This is a genomic window from Leucobacter sp. PH1c (genome assembly GCF_000633415.1).
Classification (GTDB): Bacteria; Actinomycetota; Actinomycetes; order Actinomycetales; family Microbacteriaceae; genus Leucobacter.
Genome location: NZ_AYMV01000018.1, coordinates 47,037 through 64,577, shown reverse-complemented (window position 1 = coordinate 64,577; position 17,541 = coordinate 47,037). Strand labels below are relative to the sequence as shown.

Annotated in this window: 22 protein-coding genes and 1 tRNA gene; 21 read left to right on the top strand and 2 right to left on the bottom strand. The window is 72.0% G+C overall.

Annotated features, from left to right (window positions below; translation table 11 throughout):
* The first annotated feature begins 119 nt into the window (after positions 1-119).
* The 20 genes from U874_RS14235 (at position 120) to U874_RS0105910 (ending at position 15,975) form a co-directional block, all read left to right on the top strand.
* The gene (locus U874_RS14235; protein ID WP_157834219.1) at positions 120-1,148 is read left to right on the top strand and encodes an ABC transporter permease; all 1,029 of its coding nucleotides are present in this window, start codon (positions 120-122) and stop codon (positions 1,146-1,148) included.
* Positions 1,145-1,546 carry a hypothetical protein gene (locus U874_RS0106005; RefSeq protein WP_025133636.1) on the top strand — a complete coding sequence of 134 codons (402 nt, stop codon included), beginning with the start codon at positions 1,145-1,147 and terminating at the stop codon, positions 1,544-1,546. The genes U874_RS14235 and U874_RS0106005 overlap by 4 nt, the downstream gene beginning before the upstream one ends.
* Positions 1,543-1,767, top strand: a complete 225-nt coding sequence (locus U874_RS0106000) for a helix-turn-helix transcriptional regulator (RefSeq protein WP_025133635.1) — start codon at positions 1,543-1,545, stop codon at positions 1,765-1,767. Before U874_RS0106005 ends, U874_RS0106000 begins: the two co-directional genes overlap by 4 nt.
* Positions 1,764-2,690, top strand: coding sequence for an ABC transporter ATP-binding protein (locus U874_RS0105995; RefSeq protein ID WP_025133634.1), 927 nt, complete (start codon positions 1,764-1,766; stop codon positions 2,688-2,690). The genes U874_RS0106000 and U874_RS0105995 overlap by 4 nt, the downstream gene beginning before the upstream one ends.
* Positions 2,687-3,436: an ABC transporter permease gene (locus U874_RS14230; RefSeq protein ID WP_025133633.1), complete on the top strand. Its 750-nt coding sequence runs from the start codon at positions 2,687-2,689 to the stop codon at positions 3,434-3,436. Before U874_RS0105995 ends, U874_RS14230 begins: the two co-directional genes overlap by 4 nt.
* A gap of 137 nt (positions 3,437-3,573) precedes the next feature.
* Entirely contained in the window at positions 3,574-3,837 is a 264-nt protein-coding gene (locus tag U874_RS0105985; RefSeq protein ID WP_025133632.1) for a phosphoribosyl-ATP diphosphatase, read from the top strand.
* A 97-nt stretch (positions 3,838-3,934) separates the two neighbouring features.
* Positions 3,935-4,777, top strand: coding sequence for an ATP phosphoribosyltransferase (gene hisG, locus U874_RS0105980; RefSeq protein WP_025133631.1), 843 nt, complete (start codon positions 3,935-3,937; stop codon positions 4,775-4,777).
* A gap of 14 nt (positions 4,778-4,791) precedes the next feature.
* Positions 4,792-5,589, top strand: a complete 798-nt coding sequence (gene hisF / locus U874_RS0105975; protein ID WP_025133630.1) for an imidazole glycerol phosphate synthase subunit HisF — start codon at positions 4,792-4,794, stop codon at positions 5,587-5,589.
* Entirely contained in the window at positions 5,586-5,981 is a 396-nt protein-coding gene (gene hisI, locus U874_RS0105970) for a phosphoribosyl-AMP cyclohydrolase (RefSeq protein WP_025133629.1), read from the top strand. Before hisF ends, hisI begins: the two co-directional genes overlap by 4 nt.
* Before the next feature lie 61 nt (positions 5,982-6,042).
* The gene (locus tag U874_RS0105965; RefSeq protein ID WP_025133628.1) at positions 6,043-7,680 is read left to right on the top strand and encodes an anthranilate synthase component I; all 1,638 of its coding nucleotides are present in this window, start codon (positions 6,043-6,045) and stop codon (positions 7,678-7,680) included.
* Positions 7,677-8,255 (top strand): Trp biosynthesis-associated membrane protein, encoded by a 579-nt coding sequence (locus U874_RS0105960; RefSeq protein WP_025133627.1) that lies wholly within the window; start codon positions 7,677-7,679, stop codon positions 8,253-8,255. Before U874_RS0105965 ends, U874_RS0105960 begins: the two co-directional genes overlap by 4 nt.
* Before the next feature lie 34 nt (positions 8,256-8,289).
* Positions 8,290-8,523 carry a DUF6704 family protein gene (locus U874_RS0105955; RefSeq protein WP_025133626.1) on the top strand — a complete coding sequence of 78 codons (234 nt, stop codon included), beginning with the start codon at positions 8,290-8,292 and terminating at the stop codon, positions 8,521-8,523.
* Position 8,524: 1 nt separating this feature from the next.
* Positions 8,525-9,295, top strand: coding sequence for an indole-3-glycerol phosphate synthase TrpC (trpC, locus tag U874_RS0105950; RefSeq protein ID WP_025133625.1), 771 nt, complete (start codon positions 8,525-8,527; stop codon positions 9,293-9,295).
* A gap of 14 nt (positions 9,296-9,309) precedes the next feature.
* Complete coding sequence (gene trpB / locus U874_RS0105945; protein WP_051582818.1) at positions 9,310-10,581, top strand: tryptophan synthase subunit beta; 1,272 nt, start codon at positions 9,310-9,312, stop codon at positions 10,579-10,581.
* Positions 10,578-11,375, top strand: a complete 798-nt coding sequence (gene trpA / locus U874_RS0105940; protein ID WP_025133623.1) for a tryptophan synthase subunit alpha — start codon at positions 10,578-10,580, stop codon at positions 11,373-11,375. Before trpB ends, trpA begins: the two co-directional genes overlap by 4 nt.
* A gap of 82 nt (positions 11,376-11,457) precedes the next feature.
* Positions 11,458-12,411: a prolipoprotein diacylglyceryl transferase gene (gene lgt, locus U874_RS0105935; RefSeq protein WP_025133622.1), complete on the top strand. Its 954-nt coding sequence runs from the start codon at positions 11,458-11,460 to the stop codon at positions 12,409-12,411.
* A 13-nt stretch (positions 12,412-12,424) separates the two neighbouring features.
* Positions 12,425-13,894: a pyruvate kinase gene (pyk, locus tag U874_RS0105930; protein WP_025133621.1), complete on the top strand. Its 1,470-nt coding sequence runs from the start codon at positions 12,425-12,427 to the stop codon at positions 13,892-13,894.
* Positions 13,895-13,985: 91 nt separating this feature from the next.
* Positions 13,986-14,780 (top strand): hypothetical protein, encoded by a 795-nt coding sequence (locus U874_RS0105925; RefSeq protein WP_157834218.1) that lies wholly within the window; start codon positions 13,986-13,988, stop codon positions 14,778-14,780.
* A 49-nt stretch (positions 14,781-14,829) separates the two neighbouring features.
* Entirely contained in the window at positions 14,830-15,045 is a 216-nt protein-coding gene (locus U874_RS0105920) for a hypothetical protein (protein WP_025133619.1), read from the top strand.
* A gap of 213 nt (positions 15,046-15,258) precedes the next feature.
* Complete coding sequence (locus U874_RS0105910) at positions 15,259-15,975, top strand: DUF1361 domain-containing protein (protein ID WP_025133618.1); 717 nt, start codon at positions 15,259-15,261, stop codon at positions 15,973-15,975.
* Between the two features lie 124 nt (positions 15,976-16,099).
* On the opposite strand, the gene U874_RS0105905 is transcribed toward U874_RS0105910, so the two are convergent.
* Positions 16,100-16,184: transfer RNA gene (locus U874_RS0105905), tRNA-Leu, on the bottom strand.
* Positions 16,185-16,365: 181 nt separating this feature from the next.
* Here U874_RS0105905 and U874_RS0105900 point away from each other — a divergent pair.
* Complete coding sequence (locus U874_RS0105900) at positions 16,366-16,974, top strand: ANTAR domain-containing response regulator (RefSeq protein WP_025133617.1); 609 nt, start codon at positions 16,366-16,368, stop codon at positions 16,972-16,974.
* Positions 16,975-17,054: 80 nt separating this feature from the next.
* On the opposite strand, the gene U874_RS0105895 is transcribed toward U874_RS0105900, so the two are convergent.
* On the bottom strand, positions 17,055-17,507 hold the full coding sequence (locus tag U874_RS0105895; RefSeq protein WP_029987765.1) for a hotdog fold thioesterase: 453 nt from the start codon (positions 17,505-17,507) through the stop codon (positions 17,055-17,057).
* Positions 17,508-17,541: the final 34 nt, after the last annotated feature.

Genomic DNA, 17,541 nt, shown 5'->3' with positions numbered 1-17,541 from the left:
TAAAGGAAACTTTACGAGGGGGTGTCATGGAGCTGCGGGCACGGAGCCAATCTTTCCGAGCGTTTCGGGCGCTCGTGCGCGCCGACGCGCGGGAACTCAGACGGGACCGCTTCGTCGGCGTGTCGACGCTCACGATGGCGCTCGTGCTGCTCATCCTGCACGGGTGCATGTGGCTCGCGTTCTCGGTCGCCGGTGCGACCCCGCGCGTCGACGCGAGTGGGCTCGCGGGGCCGCACGCGAGCGCGGTGGCGACGGCGCTCGACGAGCTCCGCGGGGACGGCGCGCCGGCCGCGCACGGCCCGAACGGCCCGAACGGTCCGAACGATCCGAACGCTCCGGCGCACACGGTGCGGGTCCAGAGTGCGGGCGAGCGCATCGTGATCGCCGTCGACGAGCCCCGCGTGGGCTGGGATCCCGTGTGGCGGGCCGTGCGCGCCGCGGGCGTGCCCGCCGGCCAGATCGATGTGCTCGGCCGGGACGGTGAGCCCATCCCCGACTTCCTGCGCCTCAACCTGGGCACGATCCTCGTCGCCGCGCTCGCGTCCATCGCCCTCCTCGGCACCGCCGTGCCGCTCATCGCCGCCCGCGGACGAGGAACGCTGCGCCTGCTCGGCACGACCCCGCTGCCCCGGAGCCTCATGCTCCTCTCGCGCGTGCCGAATCGCCTGGCGCTCGTGCTCGTGAGCGTGAGCGGCGTGATCGGCATCGCCGTGCTCACTCGCGCGATGGAGCCGGCGTCGCTTCCCCGGCTGCTCGTGAGCGTCTGCTGCGCCCTGGTGCTGCTGTTCGGATTCGCGGCGCTCGCCGCCTCCCGCGCGAGCGACCCCGAGGCGAGCCAGGGCCTCCTGGTCGGCGTCTGTTTCGCCCTGCTCGCGAGCGCGGGATCCGTGCTGCCCGTCACGCTGCTGCCCGAGCCGCTTCGGATCGCGAGCGGTCTCCTGCCCGGCGCCTGGCTCGTCGAACCCGCGAGCGCGGACCTCGCGGGGACGAGCCCGTTGCTCCCCGTTCCCGCGTACTGGGGCCTCTGTCTCGCCGCGGGGCTCGCCTGCTTCATGCTCGCCGCGCGCCGCTTCACCTGGGAGCCCCGCCCCGAACGCGCGCGCACCCACCTGATCGCATCCGACCGCCCGCAGGAGGCCCGCCCATGACCGAACAGACCGCAGCCGAGCGCAGCAACGTGCGCCGCTACACCTGGCAGATGGCCGCCGCGGCGGCCCTGTACGTGGGGCTCATCGTGGGCGGCGGCGCGCTCGCCGACTCGGACAGCCCGGCCGGCGCCGTGCTCGAGCTCCTCCCGATCATCCCCGTGGTGTGGATGCTGCTCGCCGCGCTCCGTTTCGTGCGCGGCCTCGACGAGTACCTGCGCCCCCTGATGATGACGGCGGCGGGGGTCGGCTTCGTCGCGGCGATGCTGGCCGCCGTCGTGCTCGGCATGATCGAGGGCGTGGTCGGCGGGATCCCGCACCTCGTGTGGGGCGTCTTCGTCACCGGCATGTCTGCCTGGGGGCTCGCAGCGATGGTGCTGACGCGGCGGGGTGCGCGGTGAAGAACGAGGTACGCGCACTCCGCACGGCGGCCGGCTGGTCGCAGGTGCAGCTCGCCGAGTCGCTCGGCGTCTCGCGGCAGACCATCAACGCGCTTGAGACGGGCCGTTACGATCCCTCGCTCCCGCTCGCCTTCCGCATCGCGCACCTGTTCGGGCAGCCGATCGAGGAGATCTTCACCCCCGACGCGTCCGACGCGCCGCCCTCCGGGGGGAAGCGATGAGCGCGCACCCGGACCCGATCATTGCGCTCGCCGGCGCACGCCAGCGCTTCGGCGCGATCGAGATCCTGCACGGGATCGACCTGACCGTGAGGCCGGGGGAGATCATCGGCCTGCTCGGCCCCAACGGGGCCGGGAAGAGCACGACCGTCGATCTGCTCGCGGGCCTTGCTGCGCCGAGCGAGGGGAGCGTTCGAGTGCTCGGCGTCGACCCCGTGCGCGAGCGCGCAACGATCACGGCCGCGGTGGGCGTGCAGCCCCAGGAAGCCGCACTCTTCCCGATGCTCACGGTCGATGAGACGCTGGAGCTCTTCGCGTCGTTCCACGAGCGGCCGGTCGCGCTCGCCGAGTTGCGCGCGCTCGTTGCGCTCGACGCGTGCCGGGCGACCCGGGTGCGGCACCTCTCCGGGGGCGAGCTGCGCCGGCTGCTCATCGCGATCGCGCTCGTCGGGCGCCCGAGCCTCGTCATCCTCGACGAGCCCGCAGCCGGGCTCGATCCCGCGAGCCGCGTCGGCATCGCCGCGCTCATCCGGGAGATCCGCGCCGCCGGGACGGCCGTGCTGCTCACGACGCACCACCTCGACGAGGCCCAGTCGCTCTGCGACCGGATCCTGATCCTCGTCGACGGGCGGGTCGCCCGCGAGGGCGCCCCCGATGCGCTGATCCGTGCGCACGGCGCGACGGCGGAGCTCTCGTTCACCGTCCCTCCGGGCACGCCCCGGGAGCTCATCGCCTCCGCGGTGGACGAGGGATGGAGCGCCGATCCGGTCGCGGGCGGCGGATCGCGGGTCACCGTCGCGAGCAGCGACCCCGATGCGGCGCTGCGCCGCATCACCTTCACGCGCGGCCTCCACGCCTCCGGGGTGACCGTCCGGGAGGCCACGCTCGAGGACGTGTACCTCGCCGCGGTCGGCGGCGGGACATGACGCTTGCCGGGCTTGTCCGCGCGGGCCGGCGCCGGGCGCCCCTGCGCACCCTGGTCGCCGCCGCACCGCCATTCCTCGTGGTCGGGCTGCTCGCGCTCGCGGACGGTGTGCTCGCGGCGCACGGGAGCGTACTGCGGGCAGGCCTGCCCGGCCTCCTCGCCGTGGTCCTCCTGATGCTGCCGCTGGCGCTGGTCGCCGCCCCCGTGGTCGAGGCCCGTGAGCGGGGTGTGCTGCGTCTCCTTGCGACGACCCCGGTGCCGCGCGGCGCCCTGCTCGACGCGCACGTCCGATCCGTGCTGCCGGTGGGCGCCGCCGCGATTGCGGCCGCGCTGGCCGCGGTCCTCCTCGTCCCCGGAGCGGCCGCCGGTCTCGCCGGGGGCGGGGGATCGGGGCTCCTCCTCTCGGCGGCGGGAATCCTGTGCGGTGCGCTGGGGCTGCTCGCGCTGGGCATCGCGGTCGCGGCGCTCGTGGCCGCCCGGGTGCGCGGCACTGCGCGCGCCCGCGCCATCAGTATCGCGGCGCCCGCGCTCGTGGTGCTCGCCGGCGGGATCCTGCCGCTCGACGAACTGCTGCCCGGTCTCGCGCGCGCCTGCGAACTGCTGCCGAGCTCACTGCTCTCGGGGGTGCTCGCTGCGGGGCTCGCGGGGGAGACGGCGGCGCTGCCCGGCGGGATCGCGCTGAGCGCCGCAGCGGTCGCCGGAGCGTTCGGCCTGGTCGCCGTCGCGCGGCGCGTCTGCGCGCGCTGAGTCGCTCAGCAGTGCCGCTCCAGGCGGCCCGGCCCGCCGCTGTGCGGCCGCCCTGCTCCGGCGCCGCGGCCACCCGGCTGCCGGAAACCGGCGTCCGCGTGGCAGCCGCCGCCCGCGAAACCCGGTAGTGTAGAACCGTGAAATCCTTCGACACGCTCTTCGCCGAGCTCTCCGAGAAGGCCGCGGCGCGGCCCGAGGGCAGCGATACCGTCGCGCGCCTCGACGCCGGCATCCACTCGATCGGCAAGAAGATCGTGGAGGAGGCCGCCGAGGTCTGGATGGCGGCCGAGCACGAGTCGGACGCCGAGTGCGCTGAGGAGATCAGCCAGCTGCTCTACCACCTCCAGGTGCTCATGCTCGCCAAGGGGCTGAGCCTCGAGGACGTGTACACGCATCTGTAGCGTCGGTGCCCTTCCCGGCGCCGACGCTTGCCGCTGACCTCACATCACCCGGCACGCTGCAGATTCGGCTGCCACCACGGAAGGAACCCCTCCACTCATGCTTCGCATCGCCGTCCCGAACAAGGGATCGCTCTCCGAGATCGCCGCCGAGATGCTCGCGGAGGCGGGCTACTCGGGCCGCCGCGACAGCCGCAAGCTCGTCCACGCGGACACCCGCAACGACGTCGAGTTCTTCTACCTCCGCCCGCGCGACATCGCGACGTACGTCGGATCCGGTGCGCTCGATGTCGGGATCACTGGCCGCGACCTGCTGCTCGACTCCGGCTCGACCGCGAGCGAGATCGAGTCGCTCGAGTTCGCCGACTCGACGTTCCGCTTCGCGGCGCCCGTGGGCGGCGGATTCGCGGAGCTCGCCGATCTCGCGGGCAAGCGCATCGCAACGAGCTACCCGAAGCTCGTGGACGACTTCCTCCGCGCCCGCGGCGTGGAGTCGGTCCTCGTGAAGCTCGACGGCGCCGTCGAGTCGGCGGTGCAGCTCGGCGTCGCCGACGCCGTGGCCGACGTCGTCTCCACCGGTGCGACCCTGCGCGCCGCCGGCCTCGAGATCTTCGGGCCGGTCATCCTCGAGTCGACCGCCGTGCTCATCGGCGGCCCCAACGAGCACCCCGGCATCGAGCGCCTCCTGCGCCGCCTGCGCGGCGTCCTTGTCGCGCGCAAGTACGTGCTCATGGACTACGACCTCCCCGCCGATCAGCTCGACGCCGCATCGCAGGTCGCCGGCGGCATGGAATCGCCGACGGTCTCGCCGCTGAAGGACGAGGCCTGGGTCGCCGTTCGCGTTATGGTGCGCGCCGACGAGGCGAACACGATCATGGACGAGCTCTACGACCTCGGCGCCCGCGCCATCCTCGTCACGCCGATCCACGCGGCACGGCTGTAAGCGGGGCGCGCAGCATGAGTGTCGCAACCCGGGTGATCCCGTGCCTCGACGTGGCCGATGGCCGCGTCGTCAAGGGCGTCAACTTCCTCAACCTCCGCGATGCGGGGGATCCCGTCGAGCTCGCCGCGCGCTACGCCGCGCAGGGCGCCGACGAGCTCACCTTCCTCGACGTCACGGCGACCGTCGACGACCGTTCCACGACCTACGATGTCGTGCAGCGCACGGCGGAGCAGGTCTTCATCCCGCTCACCGTCGGCGGTGGCGTGCGCAGCGCCGAGGACGTGGCCCGGCTGCTCGGCGTCGGCGCGGACAAGGTGGGCATCAACAGCGGCGCGATCGCGCGCCCCGCGGTGATCGACGAGATCGCCGACCGCTTCGGCGCGCAGGTCGTGGTGCTCTCGCTCGACGTGAAGCGCAGCCCGCGCACGCCCTCCGGCTTCGTGGTCACGACGCACGGCGGCAAGCGCGAGACCGACCTCGACGCGATCGAGTGGTGCCGCGAGGCCGTCGAACGCGGCGCGGGCGAGCTCCTCGTCAACTCGATGGATGCCGACGGCACGCAGGACGGCTTCGACCTGGAGCTCACCCGCCTCGTGCGCGAGGTGGCGAGCGTCCCCGTCATCGCCTCGGGCGGCGCGGGCGAGCTCGCGCACTTCGCGCCCGCGGTCGATGCCGGCGCCGACGCGGTGCTCGCCGCGTCCGTGTTCCACTACAACAAGTTCACGATCGGCGAGGTGAAGCGCGCGCTCGCCGAAGCCGGCCACACCGTGCGGCTGCCGGGCGCGGCCGCGAGCGAGCGGAGCGGCGCATGAGCGCGGTCGATCCGGCACCCGCAGACGATCCGATTCCCGCGGACGTCGTGTTCGGGGCCGACGGTCTCGCCCCCGCGATCATCCAGGACGACGCGACGGGCGAGGTGCTCATGCTCGCGTGGATGGATCGCGAGGCGCTGCGGCGCACGCTCACCTCGGGGCGCGTGACGTTCTGGTCCCGGTCCCGCCAGGAGTACTGGCGCAAGGGCGACACCTCGGGGCATCGGCAGTACGTGCGGAGCGTGGCGCGCGACTGCGACGGCGACACCCTGCTCGTCCGCGTCGAGCAGATCGGGGCGGCCTGCCACACGGGCTCGCGGAGCTGTTTCACCGACCGGGGGATCCCGGCCGTCGCGGGCCGCGAGGACGACGCCGATCCCGCAGGCGAGTGACCGGGCGCGCAGCTGAGTGCTGCGCGTCCGTCGCGCCCGCGCCGCGCGATAGGCTGAGCGGGTGACCCTGACGACCACGCGCGCAGCGTTCGACGCCGCGCGAGCCACCCACGCCGTGATTCCCGTCTGCCGGGAGGTGTTCGCCGACGCCGACACCCCCGTGAGCATCTACCGCAAGGTCGCCGACTCGCGGCCGGGCACGTTCCTGCTTGAGTCCGCCGAGCAGGGCGGCGTCTGGACCCGCTTCAGCTTCGTCGGCGCCGGGAGCTTCGGCGTGCTCGGCGAGCGCGAGGGGCGCGCGCACTGGGCGCCCGCGCCCGGCAGCGATGTGACCGCCGAGCGGCTGCTCCCGGGCGGCGTCGCGCAGCACGCGCCCGTCGAAGCGCTCCGCGCGGCCTACGAGCGCTGGCGCGCCCCGCAGGTCCCCGGCCTGCCGCCGCTCGCGAGCGGCTTCGTCGGCTACCTCGGCTGGGAGACGGTGCGGCAGTTCGAGAAGCTCGAGAACGGCCCGGCCGCAGGGCCCGGGCTGCCCACGCAGGGCCTCAGCTTCGTGTCGGAGCTCGTCGTGATCGATCACCGCGAGGGCAGCGTGGTGTTGCTCGCCAATGTGCTGAACGACGCGGCGCTGAGCGGGGGAGCGACTGATCCCGCAGGCGCCGGTCCCGCTCCCGCCGACGCGGATGCCCAGTGGGCCGACGCGCAGGCCCGGCTCGACGCGCTGCAGGCCGCGCTCGCGCGTCCCGTCTCCTCTCCGCTCGGCGCCTTCGACCGCGACGCGCTCCCCGAGCCGCACCGGCTCACGAGCACACCCGAGTTCATCGAGGCGGTCGCGGTCGCGAAGCGCCACATCGTCGACGGCGACATCTTCCAGGTGGTGCCCTCGCAGCGCTTCGACCAGGCGTGCAGCGCCGATCCGCTCGACGTCTACCGCGTGCTCCGCCACCTGAACCCGAGCCCGTATCTGTACCTGCTGCAGCTGGAGGACGCCGACGGGACCCCGTTCGCGGTGGTCGGCTCGAGCCCCGAGGCGCTCGTCACGGTGCAGGAGAGCGGGCACGTGATGACCCACCCGATCGCCGGATCGCGGCCGCGCGGTGTGAGCGTCGAGGAGGACCAGCAGCACGAGCGCGACCTCCTCGCCGACGAGAAGGAGCGCGCGGAGCACCTGATGCTCGTGGACCTCGCGCGGAACGACCTCCTGCGGGCCTGCCGCCCCGACTCGGTCGAGGTGACGGAGTTCATGAGGATCGAGCGCTTCAGCCACATCATGCACATCGTCTCGACGGTGGAGGGACAGCTCCGCGACGGGCAGACGCCGATCGACGTCTTCCGCGCCACTTTCCCGGCTGGCACCCTCTCGGGCGCCCCGAAGCCCCGAGCGCTCGAGATCATCGACGCGCTCGAGCCCGTGCAGCGCGGCGTCTACGGCGGCGTGGTCGGCTACTTCGGCCTCGGGGGCGCGGCGGATCTCGCGATCGCGATCCGTACCGCGACGATCAAGGCGGGCGTGGCGATGGTGCAGGCCGGCGCCGGGATCGTTGCCGACTCGGTTCCAGAGTCCGAGGACGCTGAGTGCCGCAGCAAGGCCGCGGCCCCGCTCCGGGCGATCGCGATCGCGAACACCCTGCACGAGCTCTCCGCCCCGAACGGTGCGTCCGCACCCCGCGCTTCCCACGACACCAAGGAGTCCGCATCATGAGCCCGAAGCTCCTCTCGCTCGGCGGGATCGCCATCGTCGGCGGAGCCGGCCTGCTCGCCGGGGCCCAGACCTGGGTCTCGTTCATGCTCGACGGCACCCACGACATCGAGCCGGTCACGGGCCACGCGCTGAACCCCGCGCTCTCGCCCGTCGCGATCGCGATCGTCGCCGCAGCTCTGGCGCTCACGATCGCCGGCCCGGTCTTCCGCCGCGTGCTCGGCGTGCTCGTCGCGCTGCTCGGCGCGGGGCTCGTCGCGCTCACCCTGAACGTCGCGCAGGCGCCGCTCGCCGCGGTGTCCGGCCGGATCACGGAGATCACCGGCATCGCGGGCGGCGCGAGCACGACGATGGTGGTCTGGAGCCAGGTCTCGGCCTGGGTCTGGGTAAGCCTCGCCGCGGGGCTGCTCGCGGCACTGCTCGGCGTCCTCGTCGTGCTCACCGGCGGCCGCTGGGCCACCGGCGGGCGGAAGTACGACTCCGGCGCCGCCACGAAGAGCCGCGGCGGCGCGCCCGATCGCATCTCGGACTGGGACGCGCTGAGTGACGGCGACGACCCCACCGCGGAAATCCGCTAGGCTTGAAGCGTTCACACCCGTTCAGAGGAGATTCATGAGTACCCAGCACGGAGACCCCGGTCACGGTGATTCGCCCGCCGCATGGACGGCGGTCGTGGTGATGCTGCTTGGCATCGCAGCCGGCACCGTCTTCTTCTTCCTGCACATGTCGACCATGGTGTGGGTGTGCGCTGGCATCGTCGTCGTCGGCGCCATCCTCGGGTGGATCCTGGCGAAGGCCGGCTACGGCGTCAACGGCCCGAAGTTCAGCCCCAAGACGCACGACTAACGTGCTCGATCAACTGCTCGCGGGGTCCCTGGAGGACGCGCGGGCGCGCCGAGAGCTTCGGTCCGCCGCTCAGGTGGAGGCCGAAGCTCTCCGTCGTGCTCCCGCCCTTGACGCCCTCGCCGCCCTCGCCCCGGCCGATCACATCAAGGTGATCGCCGAGGTGAAGCGCGCGAGCCCGTCGCGCGGCCACCTCGCCGAGATCGCCGAGCCCCAGACGCTCGCAGCGCAGTACGAGTCCGGCGGCGCGAGCGCGGTCAGCGTGCTCACGGAGGAGCGGAAGTTCAAGGGCTCCCTCGCCGACCTCGAGGCGGTCCGCAAGGCCGTCAGCATCCCGGTGCTCCGCAAGGACTTCATCGGCGACGAGTACCAGGTGCTCGAGGCCCGCGCCGCGGGTGCGGACCTCGTGCTCCTCATCGTCGCCGCGCTGCCGCAGGAGCGGCTCGAGACGCTGCACGCCATGATCCGCGAGCTCGGCATGACGCCGCTCGTCGAGGCGCACTCCGCCGACGAGGTGGCCCGCGCCGTGGATCTCGGCGCGCAGCTCATCGGCGTGAATGCGCGCGACCTCCGCACCTTCGAGCTCGACCGCGAGCTGTTCGGCCGGGTGGCCGACCAGATCCCCGCCGGCGTGATCCGCGTCGCGGAATCGGCGGTGCTCGACGTCTCCGACGTGGCGCACTACCGGGAGGCCGGGGCCGACGTCGTCCTGGTCGGCGAAGCGCTCGTCACCAACGACCCCGTCGCGACGCTGCAGTCCTACCTCAGCGTCTGACCCCGAGGAAGACCATGACAGACCTCCCCGCATCCGCAGCGACGCCCGCCGGGACCGAGCCGGGGTCGGTGACGAGCCTGCGCGAGCAGCACGGACCGTTCTTCGGCGAGTTCGGCGGCCGGTTCATGCCCGAGTCGCTCATCGCCGCCATCGACGAGCTCACCGCGGCCTACGAGGCGGCGCAGGCCGATCCCGAGTTCCGGGCGGAGCTCGTCGAACTGCTCGAGAGCTACGCGGGGCGCCCCTCGCCCATCACGGAGGTGCCGCGCTTCGCCGCGCACGCCGGGGGCGCGCGGGTCTTCCTCAAGCGCGAGGATCTGAACCACACGGGCTCGCACAAGATCAACAACGTGCTCGGCCAGGCGCTCCTCACGAAGCGCCTCGGCAAGCAGCGCGTCATCGCGGAGACCGGCGCGGGCCAGCACGGCGTCGCCACGGCGACGGCGGCGGCGCTGTTCGGGCTCGAGTGCACGATCTACATGGGCGAGGTCGACACCGAGCGTCAGGCCCTCAACGTGGCGCGCATGCGCCTCCTCGGCGCCGAGGTGATCCCGGTCACCACGGGGTCGCGCACGCTGAAGGACGCGATCAACGAGGCCTACCGCGACTGGGTCGCCACGGTCGATCGCACCAACTACATCTTCGGCACCGCGGCCGGGCCGCACCCGTTCCCGGCGATGGTGCGCGACTTCCAGAAGATCATCTCGGAGGAGGCCCGCGCGCAGCTCCTCGAGCGCGAGGGGCGCCTGCCCGACGCGGTCGTGGCCTGCGTGGGCGGCGGCTCGAACGCGATCGGTATGTTCGACGCGTACCTCGATGACGCCGACGTGCGGCTCTACGGCGTCGAAGCCGCGGGCGATGGCGTCGACACCGAGCGGCACGCCGCCTCGATCGAGCGGGGCCGCCCCGGGATCCTCCACGGCGCGAAGACCTACGTGCTGCAGGACGAGGACGGGCAGACGATCGAGTCGCACTCGATCTCCGCGGGTCTTGACTACCCGGGCGTCGGCCCCGAGCACGCCTGGCTCTCGGACATCGGCCGCGTGAGCTACATCCCCGCGACCGACGACGAGGCGATGCAGGCACTGCGCCTGCTGAGCCAGACCGAGGGCATCATCCCCGCGATCGAGTCGGCGCACGCGCTGGCCGGCGCGCTGCGCATCGGGCGCGAGCTCGGCCCGGACGGGCTCGTGATGGTGAGCCTCTCTGGGCGCGGCGACAAGGACATGGCAACCGCGGGCCGCTACTTCGGCCTGCTCGACGGCGAAGCAGGAGTCGAGGGATGAGCGGCACCGAGTCGCAGGTAGCGCGGGCGATCCGCGCGGCGAAGGAGGAGCGCGCCGGCGCGCTCGTCGGGTATCTGCCGGTCGGCTTCCCCGATCTCGACACGAGCATCGCCGCGGCGATCGAGATGGCCCGCGCAGGAGCCGATGTGCTCGAGCTCGGGCTGCCCTACTCGGACCCGGTCATGGACGGCCTCGTGATCCAGGAGGCGACGCAGACCGCGCTCGCCGGCGGTTTCCGCGTGGCGCACGTCTTCGAGGCGGTGCGCCGGGTGCGCGAGGCGGTCGACGTGCCCGTGCTCGTGATGACCTACTGGAACCCCGTGCTGCAGTACGGCGTGGAGCGCTTCGCGCGCGACCTCGCCGCCGCGGGCGGCGCCGGGCTCATCACGCCCGACATCACCCCGGACGCCGCGGCCGAGTGGATCGCCGTCTCCGAGGCGAGCGGCCTCGACCGCGTCTTCCTCGCTGCCCCCAGCTCGAGCGACGCCCGCCTCGCGCTCGTCGCCGAGTCGAGCACCGGCTTCGTGTACACCGTCTCCACGATGGGGATCACGGGCGAGCGCGCCGAGCTCGACGCGGCCGCACGCGGCCTCACCGAGCGCCTCCGCGCACAGGGCGCCGAGCTCGCGTGCGTCGGCATCGGCATCTCGACCGCCGAGCAGGTCGCCGCCGCGCTCGAGTACGCGGACGGGGCCATCGTGGGCACCGCCTTCGTGCGCGCGCTGCGCGACGGCGGCGTGGCGCAGCTCGGTGCGACCGTGCGCGCGATCGCCGCGGGAACCGCCCCGCGATAGGATGATTTTCGACCGCTGCTCCGATCCGGGGCAGCACCACCAGCAGCTTCCGGCGGCCTAGCCGCGGGCGAAAGAGGAGTGAATGATTCTCCCAATGAGCATCCCGAGCCCCGACCTGCAGTTCCTGCAGATCGGCCCCCTGCGGATCTACTTCTACGCGCTCTGCATCATCGTGGGGATCATCCTCGCGGGGATCTGGACGGCTCGCCGTCTGAGCCGACGCGGGGGAGAGAAGGGCGCGACGCTCGACTTCCTCGTGTGGTCGCTCGTGCTCGGCATCATCGGGGCGCGCCTGTACCACGTCGTCACCCACTGGGGAGACTACTTCGGCGCGGGGAAGAACCCGCTCGAGATCTTCGCCTTCTGGAACGGCGGCATCGCGATCTTCGGCGCCCTGCTCGGCGGCGGCATCGGCGTGCTCATCGCCTCGCGCATCACGGGCATCCGCTTCGCCTCCTTCGCGGACGCGCTCGTGCCCGGTCTGCTCCTCGCGCAGGCCGTCGGTCGCCTCGGCAACTGGTTCAACCACGAGCTCTTCGGCGGCCCGACGACGCTGCCCTGGGGGCTCGAGATCGAGGCGTCGAACCCGGCGTTCCCCATCGGCCTGCCCGAGGGCACGCTGTTCCACCCCACCTTCCTCTACGAGGCGCTGTGGAACATTCTCGGGATCATCGTGCTGCTCGCGATCGAGCGCAAGTGGCGCCCGCGCTGGGGCATCTTCTTCGGCATGTACCTCGTCTGGTACGGCATCGGCCGCGCCTTCACGGAGTCGCTCCGCGTCGATCCGAGCCTCCTCTTCCTGGGTATCCGCACGAACGTGCTCGCCGCACTCCTCGCGATCGTGGTCGGCCTGATCGTGATCATCGTCCAGCGCCGCCGCCACGTCGGCATCGAGACCTCCGTCTACCTGCCCGGTCGCAGCAACCCGCTCGACTCGGTGCTGCGCGACACGGCGGATCCCGAGCAGTTCTTCCACGTGATCGATCACGGGGACGCACCGGCGCCCGCCGCCGCCCCCGCGACGTCACCCCGCTAAGCAAGGAGAGCAGATGCGTCACGCAAAGATCGTTGCCACCTGGGGGCCCGCGGTCTCCAGCTACGACCACACCCTGGAGCTGATCCGTGCGGGCGTGAACGTCGCCCGCCTGAACATGTCCCACGGCACCTACAACGTGCACGAGGGGATCTACCGCAACATCCGGCGCGCGGAGATCGAGGTCGGACGCCCGATCGCGGTGCTCGCCGATCTGCAGGGGCCGAAGATCCGGCTCGGTAAGTTCGAGGGGGGCCCCTACGAGCTCGAGGTGGGCGACGAGTTCGCCATCACGACGCGCGACATTGTGGGCGACCGCACGATCTCGAGCACCACGCACGGCGGGCTCCCCGGCGACGTCAAGGTCGGCGATCCGCTGCTCGTGGACGACGGCAAGGTCGGCCTCCGCGCCGTTCGGGTGACCGAGGACACGGTGTACACCACCGTCGAGATCCCGGGCGCTGTCTCGAACAACAAGGGCATCAACCTGCCCGGCGTCGCGGTGAACGTGCCCGCGCTCTCGGAGAAGGATGAGCAGGATCTGCGCTGGGCGATCGCCCTCGGCGCCGACTACATCGCCCTCTCCTTCGTGCGCGACGCCGCCGACATCACCCGCGTGCACGAGATCATGGACGAGGAGGGCGTGCGCCTCCCCGTCATCGCGAAGATCGAGAAGCCGCAGGCCGTCGAGCACCTCGAGGAGATCGTCGCGGCGTTCGACGGCATCATGGTCGCCCGCGGCGACCTCGGCGTCGAGCTGCCGCTGGAGCAGGTGCCCCTCGTGCAGACCGAGGCGATCGCGCTCGCGCGCCGCAACGCGAAGCCCGTCATCGTTGCCACGCAGGTGCTCGAATCGATGATCGAGAACCCGCGCCCCACGCGTGCCGAAGCCTCCGACTGCGCGAACGCCGTCCTCGACGGCGCCGACGCCGTGATGCTCTCGGGCGAGACGAGCGTCGGCGCGTACCCGGTCGAGGCCGTCGCGACCATGGCGCGCATCATCGAGGCCACGGAGGATCACGCGCTCGACCGGATCGAGCCGCTCGGCGCCGAGCCGCGGAGCCAGGGCGGCGCGCTCACCCTTGCCGCTTCCGAGGTCGCCGACTTCATCGGTGCGCGCTACATCTGCGTGTTCACGGAGTCCGGCGACACCGTGCGCCGGATGTCGCGGCTGCGGAAGCCGATCCCGATCATCGGGTTCACCCCCGACCCGAACACGCGCCGACGCATGGAGCTCACCTGGGGTGCGCGCAGCTACGAGGTGCCCCGGGTCGACAGCACCGACGAGATGTTCACCCAGGCGGACGAGCTGCTGCTCGAGCACTCCCGCGCGGAGATCGGCGATAAGGTCGTGATCATCGCCGGGTCCCCTCCTGGGATCGTCGGCACGACCAACACGCTGCGCATTCACCGCATGGGCGAGACCACGGGCAAGCTGCCTGAGGCCGGACCGCGGAAGCACACGCTCGGCCGCCGCGAGGCCTAGCGGAGTCGCGCGCTGCCGCCGCGAGGCGGAGCGGGAGAGCCCGCGACACCGGAGATTTCCGGTGTCGCGGGCTCTCGCTATGCTGGGCGGCATGACGAGCGAGCAGACGACGGCCGGCGCCGAGCGCCTCCGAGCATCCGGAACCCGGCAGGGGAGTGCAGTGCCGATCACCGTGACCCGCGCGGGCGCTCGCGCGCTCGGGCCGCGGCCGACCTGGCGCCGCACCGGTCTTCGCGCCGCGACTGCCGCGCTCGCGGCGCTCGGCGTGCTGGGCCTCGCCGCCTGCGCGCCCGAGCCGGGGGAGCAGCCGGCTCCGAGCACCGAAGCGCCCGCTCCCACGACCGCTCCGCAGCCGTCGCCCGAGCCGAGCCCCGAGGAGACGGCGCCGCCGCGGCCTGCGCTCACGGCCCCCGTGACCGTGCCGGCGTGCGGCGAGCTGGTGAGCGGCGAGCACGTGACCGAGCTGGGCGGGCCCGGGTACGAACTGCTCGACGCCGAAACCGCCACCCGCCTTCGCGGCGTCATGCGCGACGGGGTGATGGGCCCGGCTGCGGTCGCCGCGCTCGACGGCGCGACCACGAGCAGCGCCTGCGCGTGGGGCGTGCCCAACAGTGGCTCGCTCACCGTACTCATCGTCGCGGTGCTCAATCCCGCCGCGCGCGACGAGTTCCGCGCGGCGCTCGATGCCTCGGACTTCGCGAAGGAGACGGGCGACGAGGTCACGGCGTACACGCTCACCGTATCGGGCGGGATCTCGAGCGTCACCCAGGGGTACCTCTTCTCCGGCGACGTGTGGGTGGCTGAGTTCGGACAGCCCCAGCACCCCTTCGCCGACGCGGCGCTCTCCGCGCTCCGCCTGGCGAACACTCCCGTCGCGGCGGGCTGACCCGGCTCGGCGATTCGGCATCGAGCCGCAGCGGGCGTACCCTCGAAGCATGAGCGAGAACCGTACCCCGTCCCGTGCCGCCTCCATCGCGTGGATGACCGGCGGGCTCGTGATCGGCGGCGGGCTCGGCCTCGTCGCGGGGATCGCGATGGGCTGGGTCGGCATGGGCATCGGCGTGGGGCTCGCGATCGGCGCGATCGTCGGCTTCATCGGCGGTGCCCCGGGCAGCGGCGACGCCGAGGGGAACGGCGACGCCGGGAACTGAGCGCCCGCGTGCCGGGCATTGAGCGCGTGCGTGCCGGGAACTGAGCGTCCGCGCGCGGGGCACCGCTCCGCTGCTACGGTGGTTCCGTGATGATTCTCGGAGCGGTGATCTCCTGGGCCGTGTTCGTTGGCGCCGGAGTTGTGGTTGGCGTCACCCTGTGGCGCAACGCCCAGCGGAAGCGCGAGGAGCGCGACTCCTAGCGCGCGCTGCGGCATGTTCTTCCTGATCCTCGGCGCGGTCGCGCTCAACGCGTACGCGCTGCTGCTCGTGCTCCTCCGCGCGGCGGTCTACCGCACCCGGTTGTACCGGCCGATGCTCTGGAACATCTGGCTCTCGATCCTGCCCGTTCTCGTGCTGGGCGTCGGCGGTCTCGTCGGCCTCACGCTCACGGTCGTGTCGCCCATCTCGGGCTTTGTGGTGCTCGGCGTCACGGGCCTCGTCTGGCTCCTGCTCCTGCCGAACGCGAGCTACCTCATCACCGAGCTGAACCAGTCGCATCGGAGCGAGGACGATGAGGTGCCGCTCTGGTACGACATCATCCTCGTGATCACGCTCGCGATGTCCGGTGTGGTGAACACCGTGCTCAACGTCTTCATCGTGCACCTCGGCGTGGCCCTCACCCTGTACGGCGATCGGGCCTCAGCGCTCCTCAGCCCGCTGCCGCTCACGGCCGTGGGCGTGGTGATGCTTCTCCTCGGCTTCGGCATGTACCTCGGCCGGTACCCGCGCTTCAACAGCTGGGACCTGCGCCACCCGATCTCGTTCCTCAGGAAGTTCGGCGAGCACTTCGGGAAGCGCGAGAACATCGCCGCCTGCGCGGGCTTCACGCTGAGCTACGCGGTCTTCCTGGCGCTCATCTACCTGGTGGTGGCCGGGCCCGTGCTCGAGGGGCTGATCTCGGTGGAGCGCATTCGCACGCTGCTCGGCTAGCGCCCGGGACCCGGGGCCTTGGGGCTCGGGGCCTTGGGGCTCGGGCGAGTACGTGCTCGGGTGCTGCCAGGCGCTCGGGGGCTGGGGCGCTGACGCGTGTTCAGGCGCCCGCCCGGGATGATTCTGGTGCCGGATGCGGGACTCGAACCCGCACGTCTTTCGACAACGCATTTTGAGTGCGCCGCGTCTGCCAATTCCGCCAATCCGGCTGAGTGGATCGCCGCATCCCGGAGGAGCGGTGGAACAACAGAACCACCCTAGCGCAGCCGCGCGCGCAGACGTGCGCTGCGGGTGCCCGGGCGCTTCGCCAGCGGGATCCGGCGCGCGCGGGGCGGAGGAACACAGTGCCGGTTCAGGGAATCGTGTCGCCGGATGACGTAAGCTGGGAGGGTGAATGACCAGAGCACTACCCCGAACACCCCGCGCCGCGTCGTCGTCGCGGAGGATGAGTCCCTGATCCGCCTCGACATCGTCGAGACGCTGCGCGACAACGGATTTGATGTGGTCGGCGAGGCCGGCGATGGCGAGACCGCTGTGAAGCTGGTTGAGGAGCTCCGCCCCGACCTCGTGGTCATGGACGTGAAGATGCCCCAGCTCGACGGCATCTCCGCCGCGGAGCGCATCAACAAGACGCACCTGGCCCCCGTCGTGCTGCTCACGGCGTTCAGCCAGCGCGAGCTCGTCGAGCGCGCGAGCGAGGCTGGCGCGCTCGCCTATGTCGTGAAGCCCTTTACCCCCGCAGACCTGCTCCCCGCGATCGAGATCGCTCTCTCGCGCTTCCAGCAGATCGTCACCCTCGAGAACGAGGTGGCGGATCTTGCCGAGCGTTTCGAGACGCGCAAGCTCGTCGACCGCGCCAAGGGCATCCTGAACGACAAGATGGGCCTGAGCGAGCCCGAGGCGTTCCGCTGGATCCAGAAGGCCTCGATGGATCGCCGTCTCACGATGCAGGACGTCGCGAAGACGATCATCGACCAGCTCGGGCCGAAGAAGGACTAGTTTTCCGACTCGCCTGACGCCAGAGCGCCCCGGATCCTCGCGGACCCGGGGCGCTCTGGCGTCTGGGGGAACGAGGCGCGCTACTGCGCGACGCGCTTGTAGAAGTTCGTGATCCGCACAGTCGAGCAGCGCTCGCCGTCCTCGTTGTCGATCGCGATCTCGTGCACCGCGATCGAGCGGCCCAGCTTGATCGGCACGCACGTGCCGGTGACGCGGCCGGAGCGCGCGGAGCCCGTGTGCGTCGCGTTGATGTCGACGCCGACGGCGACGGTGCCCTCGGGCGCGACGAGGTTCGCGTGCATGGACCCGAGCGTCTCGCCGAGCACGACGTACGCGCCGCCGTGCATGAGCATGATCGGCTGCGTGTTCCCTTCGACCGGCATCGTGGCGACGGCCCGCTCGGCGGAGAACTCGACGAACTCGATCCCCATCCGGTCAGCGAGCGCGCCCACGCCGCGGCTGCGGATGTACTCGAGGGCGTCGTCGGGGTGGACGTCGCTCGGGCGGAGCGCTGCCGGATCCTGTGCGTTCATCGTGCGGAGCATGCCTTTCTCGGGGGCCTCGCGG

Coding starts and splice junctions, on each gene's coding strand:
- hisF (WP_025133630.1), top strand. CDS start 4,792: ATGAGTGTCGCAACCCGGGTGATCCCGTGCCTCGACGTGGCCGATGGC.
- U874_RS0105895 (WP_029987765.1), bottom strand. CDS start 17,507: ATGAACGCACAGGATCCGGCAGCGCTCCGCCCGAGCGACGTCCACCCC.
- pyk (WP_025133621.1), top strand. CDS start 12,425: ATGCGTCACGCAAAGATCGTTGCCACCTGGGGGCCCGCGGTCTCCAGC.
- U874_RS0105910 (WP_025133618.1), top strand. CDS start 15,259: ATGTTCTTCCTGATCCTCGGCGCGGTCGCGCTCAACGCGTACGCGCTG.
- U874_RS0106005 (WP_025133636.1), top strand. CDS start 1,145: ATGACCGAACAGACCGCAGCCGAGCGCAGCAACGTGCGCCGCTACACC.
- trpB (WP_051582818.1), top strand. CDS start 9,310: ATGACAGACCTCCCCGCATCCGCAGCGACGCCCGCCGGGACCGAGCCG.
- U874_RS0105925 (WP_157834218.1), top strand. CDS start 13,986: ATGACGAGCGAGCAGACGACGGCCGGCGCCGAGCGCCTCCGAGCATCC.
- U874_RS14230 (WP_025133633.1), top strand. CDS start 2,687: ATGACGCTTGCCGGGCTTGTCCGCGCGGGCCGGCGCCGGGCGCCCCTG.
- lgt (WP_025133622.1), top strand. CDS start 11,458: ATGATTCTCCCAATGAGCATCCCGAGCCCCGACCTGCAGTTCCTGCAG.
- U874_RS0105995 (WP_025133634.1), top strand. CDS start 1,764: ATGAGCGCGCACCCGGACCCGATCATTGCGCTCGCCGGCGCACGCCAG.
- hisG (WP_025133631.1), top strand. CDS start 3,935: ATGCTTCGCATCGCCGTCCCGAACAAGGGATCGCTCTCCGAGATCGCC.
- U874_RS0105960 (WP_025133627.1), top strand. CDS start 7,677: ATGAGCCCGAAGCTCCTCTCGCTCGGCGGGATCGCCATCGTCGGCGGA.
- hisI (WP_025133629.1), top strand. CDS start 5,586: ATGAGCGCGGTCGATCCGGCACCCGCAGACGATCCGATTCCCGCGGAC.
- U874_RS0105955 (WP_025133626.1), top strand. CDS start 8,290: ATGAGTACCCAGCACGGAGACCCCGGTCACGGTGATTCGCCCGCCGCA.
- trpA (WP_025133623.1), top strand. CDS start 10,578: ATGAGCGGCACCGAGTCGCAGGTAGCGCGGGCGATCCGCGCGGCGAAG.
- U874_RS0105920 (WP_025133619.1), top strand. CDS start 14,830: ATGAGCGAGAACCGTACCCCGTCCCGTGCCGCCTCCATCGCGTGGATG.